This is a genomic window from Brevundimonas sp. (assembly GCF_046299595.1).
Taxonomy (GTDB): domain Bacteria; phylum Pseudomonadota; class Alphaproteobacteria; order Caulobacterales; family Caulobacteraceae; genus Brevundimonas.
Genome location: NZ_JBKBHQ010000001.1, coordinates 1,143,796 through 1,156,073 on the forward strand (window position 1 = coordinate 1,143,796; position 12,278 = coordinate 1,156,073).

Annotated in this window: 15 protein-coding genes and 1 tRNA gene; 7 read left to right on the forward strand and 9 right to left on the reverse strand. The window is 64.5% G+C overall.

What is annotated here, in order from left to right:
- Nucleotides 1-155: 155 nt before the first annotated feature.
- The 5 genes from ACK4E3_RS05715 (at nucleotide 156) to ACK4E3_RS05735 (ending at nucleotide 3,239) form a co-directional block, all read left to right on the forward strand.
- The gene (locus ACK4E3_RS05715; protein ID WP_409697609.1) at nucleotides 156-530 is read left to right on the forward strand and encodes a hypothetical protein; all 375 of its coding nucleotides are present in this window, start codon (nucleotides 156-158) and stop codon (nucleotides 528-530) included.
- A complete protein-coding gene (locus ACK4E3_RS05720; RefSeq protein ID WP_409697612.1) occupies nucleotides 527-1,597 on the forward strand; it encodes an OmpA family protein in 1,071 nt (356 codons plus the stop codon). The genes ACK4E3_RS05715 and ACK4E3_RS05720 overlap by 4 nt, the downstream gene beginning before the upstream one ends.
- Before the next feature lie 169 nt (nucleotides 1,598-1,766).
- On the forward strand, nucleotides 1,767-2,264 hold the full coding sequence (locus ACK4E3_RS05725) for a hypothetical protein (protein ID WP_409697615.1): 498 nt from the start codon (nucleotides 1,767-1,769) through the stop codon (nucleotides 2,262-2,264).
- A gap of 12 nt (nucleotides 2,265-2,276) precedes the next feature.
- On the forward strand, nucleotides 2,277-3,065 hold the full coding sequence (locus ACK4E3_RS05730) for a DUF72 domain-containing protein (protein ID WP_409697618.1): 789 nt from the start codon (nucleotides 2,277-2,279) through the stop codon (nucleotides 3,063-3,065).
- A 106-nt stretch (nucleotides 3,066-3,171) separates the two neighbouring features.
- Nucleotides 3,172-3,239 (forward strand) — tRNA-OTHER (locus ACK4E3_RS05735).
- 71 nt (nucleotides 3,240-3,310) lie between these two features.
- Here the strand turns inward: ACK4E3_RS05735 and ACK4E3_RS05740 are convergent.
- From ACK4E3_RS05740 to ACK4E3_RS05770, 7 genes are all read right to left on the reverse strand, one after another.
- A complete protein-coding gene (locus tag ACK4E3_RS05740; RefSeq protein ID WP_409697621.1) occupies nucleotides 3,311-3,838 on the reverse strand; it encodes a hypothetical protein in 528 nt (175 codons plus the stop codon).
- A gap of 141 nt (nucleotides 3,839-3,979) precedes the next feature.
- Nucleotides 3,980-4,450 carry a hypothetical protein gene (locus ACK4E3_RS05745; protein WP_409697624.1) on the reverse strand — a complete coding sequence of 157 codons (471 nt, stop codon included), beginning with the start codon at nucleotides 4,448-4,450 and terminating at the stop codon, nucleotides 3,980-3,982.
- Between the two features lie 75 nt (nucleotides 4,451-4,525).
- Complete coding sequence (locus ACK4E3_RS05750; RefSeq protein ID WP_409697627.1) at nucleotides 4,526-5,683, reverse strand: hypothetical protein; 1,158 nt, start codon at nucleotides 5,681-5,683, stop codon at nucleotides 4,526-4,528.
- 71 nt (nucleotides 5,684-5,754) lie between these two features.
- A complete protein-coding gene (locus ACK4E3_RS05755; protein WP_409697630.1) occupies nucleotides 5,755-6,225 on the reverse strand; it encodes a hypothetical protein in 471 nt (156 codons plus the stop codon).
- A gap of 154 nt (nucleotides 6,226-6,379) precedes the next feature.
- Nucleotides 6,380-6,916 carry a TspO protein gene (locus tag ACK4E3_RS05760; protein ID WP_409697633.1) on the reverse strand — a complete coding sequence of 179 codons (537 nt, stop codon included), beginning with the start codon at nucleotides 6,914-6,916 and terminating at the stop codon, nucleotides 6,380-6,382.
- A gap of 68 nt (nucleotides 6,917-6,984) precedes the next feature.
- On the reverse strand, nucleotides 6,985-7,485 hold the full coding sequence (gene bfr / locus ACK4E3_RS05765; RefSeq protein ID WP_409697636.1) for a bacterioferritin: 501 nt from the start codon (nucleotides 7,483-7,485) through the stop codon (nucleotides 6,985-6,987).
- 24 nt (nucleotides 7,486-7,509) lie between these two features.
- A complete protein-coding gene (locus ACK4E3_RS05770) occupies nucleotides 7,510-7,695 on the reverse strand; it encodes a bacterioferritin-associated ferredoxin (RefSeq protein WP_409697639.1) in 186 nt (61 codons plus the stop codon).
- A 165-nt stretch (nucleotides 7,696-7,860) separates the two neighbouring features.
- Between ACK4E3_RS05770 and thiE the strand changes: the two genes are divergently transcribed.
- Both thiE and ACK4E3_RS05780 read left to right on the forward strand, forming a co-directional pair.
- A complete protein-coding gene (gene thiE / locus ACK4E3_RS05775) occupies nucleotides 7,861-8,526 on the forward strand; it encodes a thiamine phosphate synthase (protein ID WP_409701113.1) in 666 nt (221 codons plus the stop codon).
- 105 nt (nucleotides 8,527-8,631) lie between these two features.
- Nucleotides 8,632-10,323 (forward strand): ATP-binding protein, encoded by a 1,692-nt coding sequence (locus ACK4E3_RS05780; RefSeq protein ID WP_409697642.1) that lies wholly within the window; start codon nucleotides 8,632-8,634, stop codon nucleotides 10,321-10,323.
- Between the two features lie 626 nt (nucleotides 10,324-10,949).
- On the opposite strand, the gene ACK4E3_RS05785 is transcribed toward ACK4E3_RS05780, so the two are convergent.
- Nucleotides 10,950-11,543, reverse strand: a complete 594-nt coding sequence (locus tag ACK4E3_RS05785; RefSeq protein WP_409697645.1) for a hypothetical protein — start codon at nucleotides 11,541-11,543, stop codon at nucleotides 10,950-10,952.
- A gap of 163 nt (nucleotides 11,544-11,706) precedes the next feature.
- Nucleotides 11,707-12,222: a CHAP domain-containing protein gene (locus ACK4E3_RS05790; protein WP_409697647.1), complete on the reverse strand. Its 516-nt coding sequence runs from the start codon at nucleotides 12,220-12,222 to the stop codon at nucleotides 11,707-11,709.
- Between the last annotated feature and the right edge of the window lie 56 nt (nucleotides 12,223-12,278).

Below are 12,278 nucleotides of genomic sequence, written 5' to 3' on the forward strand. Positions count from 1 at the left end.
CTCCCCCCCTCCCCCCCCCCCCCCCCCCCCCCCCCCCCCCCCCCCCCCCCCCCCCCCCCCCCCCCCCCCCCCCCCCCCCCCCCCCCCCCGCCGCGGCTCCCGCCGCCAGCTCGAACCTGTGGAACGGCGGCGAGCCCGCCCCCCTCGACATTCAGGTGGCCCACAGCAACGGGGTCGTCCTGCAGCTGACCTCGCTTCAGTCGCGCGCCACCGAGACCGTCGTGGGCGTTCGCGTCATCAACGGGCGCGAGCGCGAGGTGAACCTCAATCGCTTCAACAACAACCGCCACGGCTATCTGGTGGTGGACAGCGGCGAGCGCATCTATCTGTCGCCCCCGCCCGGCAATCCGCGCATCAGCATTCAGGCGGGGCAGACACTGGAAGGCGAGCTGGTGTTCCTTGGCCGCCTGCCGCCGGGCCAGAGCGCGGTTCTGGTGCTGAACGAGAACGCCAGCACCGACAACCGCTTAGCCACCGATCCGGGCTTCCGCATCAATCTGCCGCTTCAGGAACTGGGCGCAGCGCAATGAGCGCACGCACCCTCGCCACCGCCCTGATGGGCGCGTCTGTGCTGGCTCTGGCCGCCTGCGGTCAGGGCGGTGAGGGCGGCGCAGGTGCCGGCACTGACGCCGCCATCCAGATCGCCCATCCCAACGGCGTCGTCATGCAGATCACGCGCGTGCAGAGGGGCAGCGACAGCGTTGTCGTCGATGCCCTGATCATGAACGGGCGCGAGCGCGACATCACGCTGAACACGGGCTCGAACAACAGCTTTCTTCTGACCAGCGCGGGCGAGCGGCTCGCCCTTGTCCCGCCCGAGACCAACCCGCGCCTGTCCATACCGGGGGGCCAGAGCATAGAGGCGCGTCTGGTGTTCACCGGCGAGCTGCCCCGCGATGAGCGCCAGCTCACCTTTGTGCTGAACCAGCAGTCCGATGCCGCAAGTCCGCACACCAGCTCGCCGCGTTTCGAGACCGGCCTCACCCTGGACGGAGGCGGCGCGGCGCGCAATCTGCCAGCCAGCAGCGCCCTGTCGGGGATGCGTGCCAACCCGGCCTCCACACTTGGCCCTGCAACAGGGGGCGGCTCCAGCCTGAGCGCGGGCGGGGGATCGGTCAGCAGCCTTCAGGTGGTGGAGGCCCTGCGCACAGAGCTGGGCGCGGTGCAGACCGAGCGCGGCTCGGTCGTCTCGCTGCCGTCCGATGTCACCTTCGACTTCGATCAGGCCAGCCTGCGCCCCGAAGGCCGCAGCGCGCTGGACACCCTCGTGCGCCTGATCGAGGCGGAGGGCGGCTCTGGCACCATCGCCATCGAGGGCCACACGGACTCTGTCGGTGAGGACGCCTACAACCAGCGCCTGTCCGAGCGCCGTGCCGAGGCAGTGCGCGACTATCTGGTGGAGCGCGGCGTGCCGGCCGCCCGGCTTCGCACCTCAGGCTTCGGCGCCTCGCGCCCCGTGGCCGACAACACCCGCCCCGATGGCTCGGACAACGAGGCGGGGCGCCAGCGCAACCGGCGTGTCGAGGTCGTCCTGCCGCGCGCCGCCGAAAACGGCGCGCAAAGCGAGGGTGCCTCGCGGCTGGAGCCCTCGTCCTGATCTGCGCCTTGGCCAGCTTGCTCTGCTTGCCCGTTGCTGACGTAACGTGAGGCCCCTAAGGTTGTCCTGAACAGCAAGTGAGGGTGCCGTGAGTCGAGGCAGATCAATCACAGGCAGGCTTCTGCCCGGAGAACGCGTCATATGGTCGGGCCGTCCGGCGACCGGGCTGGTGTTTACGCCAAGAGATGCATTCCTCATTCCATTCAGCGTGCTCTGGTGCGGGTTCGCGATCTATTGGGTCCTCGGCGTGCTGGACCACGGAGGTGGCACGTTCATCCTCTTCGGGATGGCGTTTGTCGCTCTCGGGCTATTCTTCTGTGTAGGCCGTTTCATTCTCGACGCGGCCTTGAGGGGCAGCACCGAATATGCGCTGACCGACAGGCGCATTCTCATCTCGCGCGCCGGTCCGTTTTCCAGTTTCAAGGCCGTCGCTCTGGACCGGCTCCCCGAAGCGGACATCAGCGAACGCTCCGATGGACGCGGAACCGTCAGATTTGGCCGACCACAAGGCCTGTTCGATTTTCAGCAGTCCGGCTTTTCGGTCTGGATGCCGACTCTGGACCCGACACCACAGTTTATCGCGATCCCCGATGCGAGGAGGGTTTTCGACCTTGTCCAGAACCTTGTCGAGCGCGCCCGCCATTCGCCCGCAGCCGATTTTCGGTGAGTCCGGTTCTGGATGCCTGAGGCGGCACCGGAACAGCTTCAGGAGGCTGAAATGGCAGGCGAGGTGAAAGTCGGCATCGGCGGCTGGACCTATGAGCCGTGGCGCGGCGTCTTCTATCCCGAAGGCCTGACGCAGAAGCGCGAGCTGGAATATGCCTCGCGCCAGCTCACCTCCATCGAGATCAACGGCACCTACTATTCCACCTTCAAGCCGGACTCCTGGAAGAAGTGGCGCGACGAGACGCCCGACGGCTTCGTCTTTTCGGTCAAGGCCAGCCGCTACTGCACCAATCGCAAGGTGCTGTCCGATGGCGGCGAGAGCGTGGAGCGGTTCCTGTCGCAGGGCCTGACAGCGCTGGGTGACAGGCTCGGCCCGATCAACTGGCAGTTCATGGCCACCAAGAAGTTCGATCCCGAGGACTTCGAGGGCTTTCTGAAGCTGCTGCCGCCCGAGAAGGACGGCGTTCGCCTGAGGCACGCCCTGGAGGTTCGCAGCCCCACCTTTGATGTGCAGCCGTTCTACGATCTGGCGGCGAAATACGGCTGTGCCATCGTCTATTGCGAGGACGACGAGGCCCCGCAGTGGCCGCGCATCGATCAGGCGACCGCCGACTTCACCTATGCACGCCTGATGGCGAGCCGCGAGGACGAGCCTGCGGGCCTGAGCGAGGCAGAGATCAGGGCCATCGCCGCACGCCTGCGCGGCTGGGCCGGGCGCGGTGATGTGTTCGCCTATTTCATCAGCGGGGCCAAGGTGCGCAATCCGGCCGCCGCCATGGCCCTGATAAAGGCGCTGAAGTAGGCAACGCCCCCCGTCCCTTCGCGAACGCCCGCTTCCTGCGCGATGTCTGTTTCGGCTAACGACCCATTGCAGACATTGACCCCATTGCTCCACTCCCCGAGATTGGGCTGGGGATGGTGTAATCGAACACACCGGTCACAACCGGAGTCGCAGGTGCAAGCCCTGCTCCCCGCGTCCGCTTTCCGCCCTCAGGCGAACGATCGCTCCCGACCCTTAGCGGAAGTCCGGCCGAGCGAACCCTGAGGCTAGAGGCGCATCACCCGCCTATTGAGCACGCCTTGCGCAAGGAGGGCGAGCATCAAGGTCGCGAGGCACAAGAGCGCTACGAGGAACATGAAATGCGGGTGAGTTCCCCCGGGGCGAGGTGCGTCGAGATCGTAAGGGTCAACCGCGAAGGCTGTGACTTCAGTGATCGCGCCACCCCACAAGCCCAGATGACCCCGACCGTGAGGGTCGAACCTGCCGGTGACATAGCCCAACTTGCCACTGGAGGCGCCCACTTCGCTTTCCGTCAGTGGAGGTCGGTCTACCCATACGCCACGTTCATAGCGCTGACTGCGGTAGTCGTCTTCGCTCGCATAGATGGCGTTGCCTTCGTACTCCCAGACGACGAAGCCGTGCACCGTGACGGAGCGGCCAGCGTAGTGATGAGCGCTCTCCAGGAGGTTCGCCACGCCGACCACCGGCGGCGGTTGATCATCGGTAGATTGCGGCGCAGCCGATGCCCAACCGCCCAGGACAAGCAGAAGCATAAGCGAGGCGACGAGCTTCATGGACGCGCTCCAAATAGCCTGTTTCGAAGCTTAACGCTTCGATGTCCGCTTTCCACCCCTAGCTGACGCTTCTGACGTCTGCTCCGGAGCAGTCCCCTAAGTCCGCTTGCCGGCGCCTGCCGACCGACCGCTCGCGATCCGTTATCGACGTTGGGCGAGTCCGCTTTGAGCCCGATCCAGCATGGCAGCCGCATTCCGGTTGCGGTGGCCGCTCGCCTCATCTGCGAGTCGTTCCTCGATCTGTTCCGGGTCCCAGATTGCTGCGGCCTCGAAGTCGCTAAGGGGGGCGTCAACTGGACGTCTGTGGCCAGTCCCGTGTTGATAGAGTTCGACTGATTTCGTCAGTGCATCTTGGATATAGAACCACTGGTCATTTACCTCGGCGGCGACGGGCGCATTGCCGATCTTCCGCCAACGCTTGAAGGCGTCACGGTGGACCCATAGGCGGAGCTTGAAGGGAAGGCCCGCGATGCTCTCCACAGGCTGAGCCTCGAAAAAGCAGCCCTCATAGAAGCCCACCAGAGGTTCGCTCAGGGCCTGCGCGTATGTGAAGCGGTCCCCGCTGATCGGGACTTCGAAGACTGCTCCTTCGACCACACGTCTGCGTGCCATAGGTTGATGCCTCGTCATCTGTCCGCGCAACAAGGATGTCAGAGCTAACGTCCGCTTTCCACCCCTTGCGGACATTCAGTCGGTCTGCTCCCGGGCTGCGGTCCCGACGCGCACGTTCTTGAGAAACAGCTCGAAAGCCCGAATGTCTTCGGCAAGGCGCAAAGGCGTGGTCATGACGTATGCTTGGTACGTTGTGCCGGGATTGTGGCCCGATGCCGTGGAAGAATGGACACTGATCGCGACATCATCCCCATTGCGCAGTTCGCACGCCACTGATGGAAGGCCTCCCAGCGTCGGCCTTTGGCCGCTGAACAGCCTCGACGTTTCGGGAGACAGGGGACGCCACAGCGCGGATGATGCGTGGAGCTCCGCGCATACAGTCGGACGCGATCGTGCGACTTCGACGCCCATCTGAGGTGACTCATCAACCGTCTCGCACGGGATCTCAGGCGCGCGCACCATGGCATAGAAGCCGAGCGGCTCGCCCTCATCACCTCTGGCCGTGCAGACCGCACTGGACGCGGGAAAAACGGCACTCAGGCCAAGGTGGACATCTTGATATACGCGCCGCCCGTCCGAAACTGTTGGTCTTTCCATCCCGCATTGGATCTTGTCCTCTGGGCAGGGCACCAGGGCTGTCCGCGCCGTTCGGGTGTCGACCCTCACGGCGTGCGCACCGGGCCAGCCGCTGTCATTGATCGTCGACACGATCCAGTGGTCATTAAACCGCTTCGCCTGGAATGGTCTGTCCTCCAGGCTCGCCTGTGAAAGCGCGTCCCACGCGATCCGCTCTGCCTCGTTGCGATCTGTGACAGGCCTGATGCGGACCTGCCATTCGAATGCGCTCGGAGGCAGGGCCGCCCAACCCATGGCCTGGCATGTACCGTGCGTGTGACAGCCACTGCCTGCGATGACGAGCGTGACGGGCACGGGCAGTGCCGCAAAAAGGAAGGCTGTCACCAGCCGAAGCCGCCATGCCGCCAAGCCCGATCCCACCACGGCGATCAGCGCCAAGACGGTCAAGACGATGTGCAGGACGCTCCAGGTATCGAAAACCCTCGCTTCTGACGCAAGATGCCACAGGTAGGAGGCACCGCCAAAGAGAGACAACAGGGCACCAAGAAACAGAACAGCGACCAAAAGCCCAAGAAGGCACGTGGCGAACCACGCCAGAGGCGTTTTCGGCAGGCGTGTGTAACGTGCAGGACGGAATGGAAATCCGACCTTCACCATGGCTGTTGACCCCCGCTCCGTTTCGGCCACGCAACGGTATAGCCAAATGAACTTGGGTCAAAGGCTGGCGCTTACTGGCCGCGGCGGAACACCACCACGCCATAGACGCACGGATCGGCCGAACAGCCCGGCATCATGATCTCGATCTCCAGCGGGCGGGCGGCACCGGCGGGGATTTCCAGCACCGGGATGTTGTCGGCCAGCACGTCTTCGGCGATCACCCGGCCGCCGCTGGTGGCGCGCAGGTCCATGTCGGTGCAGTCGCTGTCGCACGCGCCGATGATGTAGACGGTATCGCTGTCGCTGGTCGTATAGCTGACCGTGGTGCTCTGAGCGTTGTTCAGGGCATCAAAGGCGATGGGCGAATAGTCGGTATAGCCCTGCGGCTCCAGCGCGTCGGCGATGGCGGCGAACTGGGTCAGGACATGGCGCACATAGGGCGACATCTGCTCATCCTGCGCCGAGACGCTGGTGACGCCGAGCCCGAGCACCAGGCTGAGCGAGACGGCGGCGGCCTTCAGGCCACGGTGAAACTTGGACATTGGAAACTCCCTCGAAGGCACTGGACCGCCCTGTCGAGGCAAGCCTTGGGCGCGGAGCTTTCTTTACGCAAGGCAAATGTCGCACCCGCGCACTCACGAACAAACATTTGCCCAGCCGCCTGCCCTTTGCGCCACACCCCCGTTCGGGGGAGTATCAGTGCAGTGTGGGGCGCTCGCGGTTGATGCCGAGCCGGTGGCCGATGCGGTTGACCAGGCTCACCTTGCCGCCCTCGGTGCTGGCCATGGCGCCCGTGCGCCGGTCCAGCCTGCGCGCCTGATGGGCGAAGGCTGCCGCCAGCCCCGCCGTTGCCGCCGCCGCACCCACCTGGGTCACGAGGCGCGAGGGCCTGCGCGCCACGGTCAGGGCATTGGCCAGCTGCAGCCCCATCCACAGGCCCAGCGCGCGGTGCTTGGCCGGGCGCGTCGGGCCGTTCCAGACCCTGAGCGCGGCCAACGTCGAGGCCGAAAAGATCGCCGGAGCCATGAGGCTGAGCGGGTTGCGCGGCGCCTCGACCGGGCTGTGCCGGTCTTCGCGCGAAGGCGACTTCGCCAGCCGCTGGCTCAGCGCCGTGATCCCGACCGACACCGCCGTGGCCAGGGCCAGCCCCATGGCAACGTGACGCGCACTGCGCCCCTCGCTGTTGAGAAAGCTCTGTGCCTTGCTCTCGATTCGGGCGGGCAGGTCGTTCATGGCGGGGCCTCCTTGTCGATTCACCTGAAAAGGCAAACCGATGGTGGCCGGGCCGGTTCCCGGCGCGATCAGCCGCCCTTGGCCGCCTCGTCGGTCTGGATCTGCTGCATGGCGCTTTGCAGATAGTTCTTCTCGCCCATGGCTTCGATCAGGCCGAGCTGGTTTTCGAGGAAGTCGATGTGGGTCTCGGTGTCCGACAGGATGTGCTGGAGGATTTCGCGGCTGACGAAGTCGCCCTTCTGCTCGCACAAGCGGATGGTCTCGATGACCGTCTGGCGGCTGCCCAGTTCCAGATCGAGGTCGACGCGCAGGCACTCGGGCACGCTCTCGCCGATCTTGAGCTTGTGCAGGTCCTGAAGGTTGGGCAGGCCGTCGAGGAACAGCACGCGCTTGATCAGCATGTCGGCGTGCTTCATCTCGCCGATGGATTCCTCATAGACGATGTTGCCCAGGTGCGAGAAACCCCAGCTCTCGAACATGCGTGCGTGAAGGAAATACTGGTTCACGGCGGTCAGCTCGTTGGTGAGCACCGCGTTCAGCCGCTTGATGATTTCGGGGTCGCCCTTCATGTCCGCTCACTCCTGTGCACAAGGCTATTGGGCGGCGAAACGCAGGGCCTCCTGGCTGTCCTGAATCATGCGCCGCATGTCGCAGACACACTTAGCACACTGCGGAGCGCATTGGCTTTTTGCGAATATTTCTCTTGGACGCGTGGCGCCCTGCTCGATGGCGATGCGCACCTCGCGCTCACGAATGCCGTTGCAGTTGCAGATGTACACGCGCGAAAACCCGAACCGGAACCCGACAGGAGATGAGAACGCCTCTCATTACGCTCGATCGGGCCAAGTTGCAAGCGGTTCTCAGTCGCGTTCGCAGGAACCGGAGCGTGCGTGAGCGTCGCGCCTGCGCTTGCGAAAGCCGCCGATTTCGCGCAAGCCCGCCTCATGCGCTTTGAATGTCGGCTCTATCTGATCACCCCGCCTGTCGTTGAGGATGGCGCGCGCTTTGCCGCCCTGCTGGATGAGGCCCTGGACGGCGGCGACGTGGCCGCGCTGCAGATCCGGCTCAAGAGCGCGGCGGGCCCCGCCCCTGACGATCATGTTCTGGCGGTAAGCCGCGCGCTCATGCCCGTCGCCCATGCCCGCGGCATTGCCGTGCTGATGAACGACCGGGCCGATCTGGCGCAGGCTGCGGGGTGCGACGGTGTTCACCTCGGCCAGGGCGATGGCTCGGTGCAGGCGGCGCGGCGTCTGCTGGGCGATCGCGCCATGATCGGCGTCACCTGTCACGACAGCCGCCATCTGGCCATGGAAGCGGCCGAGAGCGGAGCCGACTACGTGGCCTTCGGGGCCTTCTTCGACAGCGGCACCAAACAGGCCAGCCATCGCGCCGAGCCCGAGATTCTCGACATCTGGCAGAGCACCATGGAAGTGCCCTGCGTGGCCATCGGCGGCATCACCCACGACAACGCAGGCGCACTGGCGCGCGCAGGCGCCGACTTCGTGGCGGTCAGCGGCGGGGTCTGGAATCACGCCCACGGCCCCCGCGCCGCCATCGCGGCCATCAATGCCGCCATCGCCGAGGGCAGCGCGGCGCGCAGCGCCTCATAAGGCCTCGCGCGGGGCGCTCGGTGCCGAGCCCGCCACGTTCAAGGGATATTAGGAAGCGCGTGCCATTCAGGGACATTGATGTTCCCTGCCTGATCGGGGCCCGCCGTGCAGAGCCTTCGCGTAACCCATACGTCCCTTCCCACCGCGCCCGTCGGGGCCAGGCCGCTGGTTGCGCGCGCGCGCGCGCGCTCACGCCTGTTTTCGCGGCCCGAGGCGCCGCTGGCCGCAGCTCTGCTGGTCACGGTGCTCGCGCTTGTCGCCATTACCCAGGCCCGCTCGGCCGGCTATGTGGCAGCCCTGTGGGCCGCAGGTGCCGTCGCCATCACCATCTGGCTGCGCTCAGGCTCTGACCGCATCTATGATCTGGCCTTTGCGGGCCTGCTGTCGGTCGGCTTCGCCGCAGGGAACCTTCTGGCGGGCAATCCGCCCATGCTGGCGGCCATGTTCACCACCGCCAACATGATCGAGGTCATCGGTGCGGTGATGCTGGTGCGCCGCTTTGCGCCGGGGCCGGACCTGCGCACGGTCGAGGGGCTGTCACGCTTTCTGGCCGCTGCGGCCGTGGTCGCGCCCCTGCCTGCCGCCGTGTTTGCCGCCGCCTGTCTTGCCGCCATAGGCAACACCGATTTCCTCAGCGCGGTTCAGACCTGGTGGTTCGGACACGCGCTCGGCATCGCCGCCATCGCGCCTGTTGGACTGGCGGTTCGCAGCCTCGATATGCGCCTGCTGCGCCACCCCCTGCGCCTTCTCGAGGGCGTTGTGCTGCTGGGCGGGATCACAGCGACCGCCTTGTGGGTCTTCACCCAGGATACTGCCCCGATGGCTTTCCTGCTGACTCCGCTGCTCATTCTGGCGGCAGCGCGCATGCGCGTGGCCGGGGCCAGCCTCGCCATTCTCATCGTCACGCTTGTCGCCGTCGGCGGCACCCTTGCCGGTCACGGGCCTATGGCTCTGGCAACCAGCCTCGGGCGGCCAGATCAGGTCATTCTGGCGCAGCTGTTCGTGCTGATGGGCTGCCTTCCGGCCCTGGTGGTCGCGGCCCTGCTGGAAGAGCGCGACGCCTTCGCCCGTCAGGCTCAAGCGAGCCAGCGCCGCGCCGAGCGCGCCAGTGCCGCCAAGTCGCGCCTGCTGGCCAACGTCGCCCACGAGATCAAGAGCCCCATCGGCGGCATCATCGGCATCGGCGAGCTGTGGTCGGGCGGCAAGCTCGGGCCGGTCAGCCAGACCCAGGCCGAAATGTCCGACATGCTGGTGCGCACCGCCCGCCAGGTCGAGACCCTCGCTCATGACCTGCTCGATGTGGCGCGCGCCGAGTCCGGCTCGGTGCGCGTGTCGATCACGCCCGTGGACGTCGGCGCCCTGTTCGAGGATTTGCGCCGCGCCGCCCGCATGAGCGCGGGCGAGGCGTGCCCCGAGATCGTGCTGGCCCTGCCGCCCGAACCGGTGCGCGTCAGCGCCGACTCGGTGCGCCTGCATCAGGTGCTCTCGAACCTGCTCACCAATGCGGTCAAATATGCAGGCAGCCACGGCCCGATCACTCTGGGTGCCATCGTCAGCGACGACGAGACGCGCGTGGCTCTGTTCGTGCGCGACCACGGGCCGGGCATCAGCGCGGAGAAGCAGGAGCTTCTGTTCGAGCCCTTCAACCGCCTCGGCATGGAAAAGAGCAGCATCGAGGGCCACGGTGTGGGCCTGGCGCTCGCCAAGCGCCTGACCGAGCTTCAGGGCGGCCAGATCACCGTCACCAGCCGCGAGGGCGAGGGCGCGACCTTCACCGTCGAACTGCCGCTGGCCTAAGTCACGGGGCCCTGATCGCGGGGGCTGATATTCGGAGGGCCTGATCGCGGGGGCCTGATCGGTCGCGACCGCCGCCCCCGGCGAGCCTGCCGAAACCCGAGCGAGAGCGTGGCCGGGCGATTGTCCATACAATAGCCCTACTGCCTCGCCGCCGCGTTACTGCGCAACAGGTGGCATTGGAGGGTGCTGAGTTGAAAATGACAAACGATATTCAATGCGTAACCACAATATTATTACAATAGAGAAAAATCACCAGCTCGCTAGCCCTTCCTGTTAGAGCGAATAACTAGCAACAAACCTATCACGAACACCGTTAATGACACCGGCAACGCTACGAACAGAAAGAATAACTCAGGGTAATCTTCACTCCTTCTCCCGCCGGCAATCCACACTATCGGTGTAAAAGCGCAAACAGCACTTATTACAGTGGCGACAAAACCGAATAATAAAGTGAGCTTATAAAATATTATCTTATTGCGCACTGCGCGCGCTCGTGGAAATTTATTCACGTTTACTGTTCCCTTTAGAGACGAAGCTGCGCAACGCCACGTCATCAGTGTCCAACTCGACCACCCCCACTCTCCGATCTTGACCAGAGGGCGCGGGTCGCGTTCAAATTTTTATCCTCAGTCGTCACTCCGCAATATGGGGTAAAAGGCAATCCCCATCACAGCAATAGATCTCGAAACATCACAATATTGTTCGTATTCCAGAAAACAGTTTTCATCGATATCGGTGACGTCGAACAAAAAGATTATCTCGGTCCCTGTAGAATATCGAGCAACTCTTCCTGCGTCTGAATATCCCGTGAAAAGGTGCCCGTCGGGCCACGCCTCCATGACACGGCCAAGGTCTGACCCAACCCCGAGGCCGTAGTGATCCCGCACCATGGCAGAGCGGGTTTCAAAGTAGGCCACGCGAGAGCTTCCGTTCGACAGAGCCCCATCGAAGCTAACCTTGACATCAAGCCCATCCGCAATCCTGACAATTGCGAAGTTGTAGAGATCACCCTCCAGCAATTCCTCTCCCGCTTCGACGACTTCAAACGCGCTAATAATATATCTATATGTAGCGTTTGTCGGAATTCCAAATGCGTTGCCGCCATTACTATTCACGACATAGTACGTGGAGCCCAAAACCTCTTCATTTTTAACGCACGCGGCGGCAGAGCACGTGAGGGCGAGAAATATTATGGCCGCATACTTATGCATTTTGTTCATGGTCGCGACCCTGATCGTGTTTGCCAGTTTAAGCAAAATGCGGTTTCCAGGCCCCCGTCAAGTAAGGGCCTGATCGCGGCGCCCCTCTGCGCCCATGAAAAAAGGGCGGTCGCCCGCCCCTTTTCCTCGCAGAACTCTCGTGAAACTCAGGCCCGCAGCCGGATCAGCCCGCGCGCTCTGCCGGGGCCATGCCTGCGATCTGCGGCTGGGCGTCGCTGTTCTCGCGGTGGATGAAGCCATAGGTCGGATAGACGGTGGTGCCCAGGCCATTGATCGGGTTGTACCAGACCTTGACCGCGCTCCAGTCGCCGCGCTGGGACACATCGACCACCGTGACGTTTTCCTCGATGCGGCCGCGGCTGCCGCCCCAGTTGGCGTGGGTGATGCGGATCACGCGGTCGGTCAGAATGTCAGAGACGACCGCCACATGGCCACGGTTCATGCGGCCATGGCGCTGGAACACCAGAACCGAGCCCACTTCGGGGGCCGTGCCCACGCGAAAGCGCTCGCTTGCCTGAGTCCACCACGTCCACGCATCGCCGAAGATCTGGATTCCCGACAGCATCCGCGCGAAGGGCACGCATTGCCAGTAGGGCTCGTTGGCGCTGGCGATCGGCGTGGCAATGGCGAAAAAACCGACGGAAGCCGCAACTGCGGCGGCGGTGAGCCGTTTCATCATCTGGCGTGCTCTTGTGTTGCCCCGGGCTGCGCCCGACTCTCAGGGTTCGCCATAAA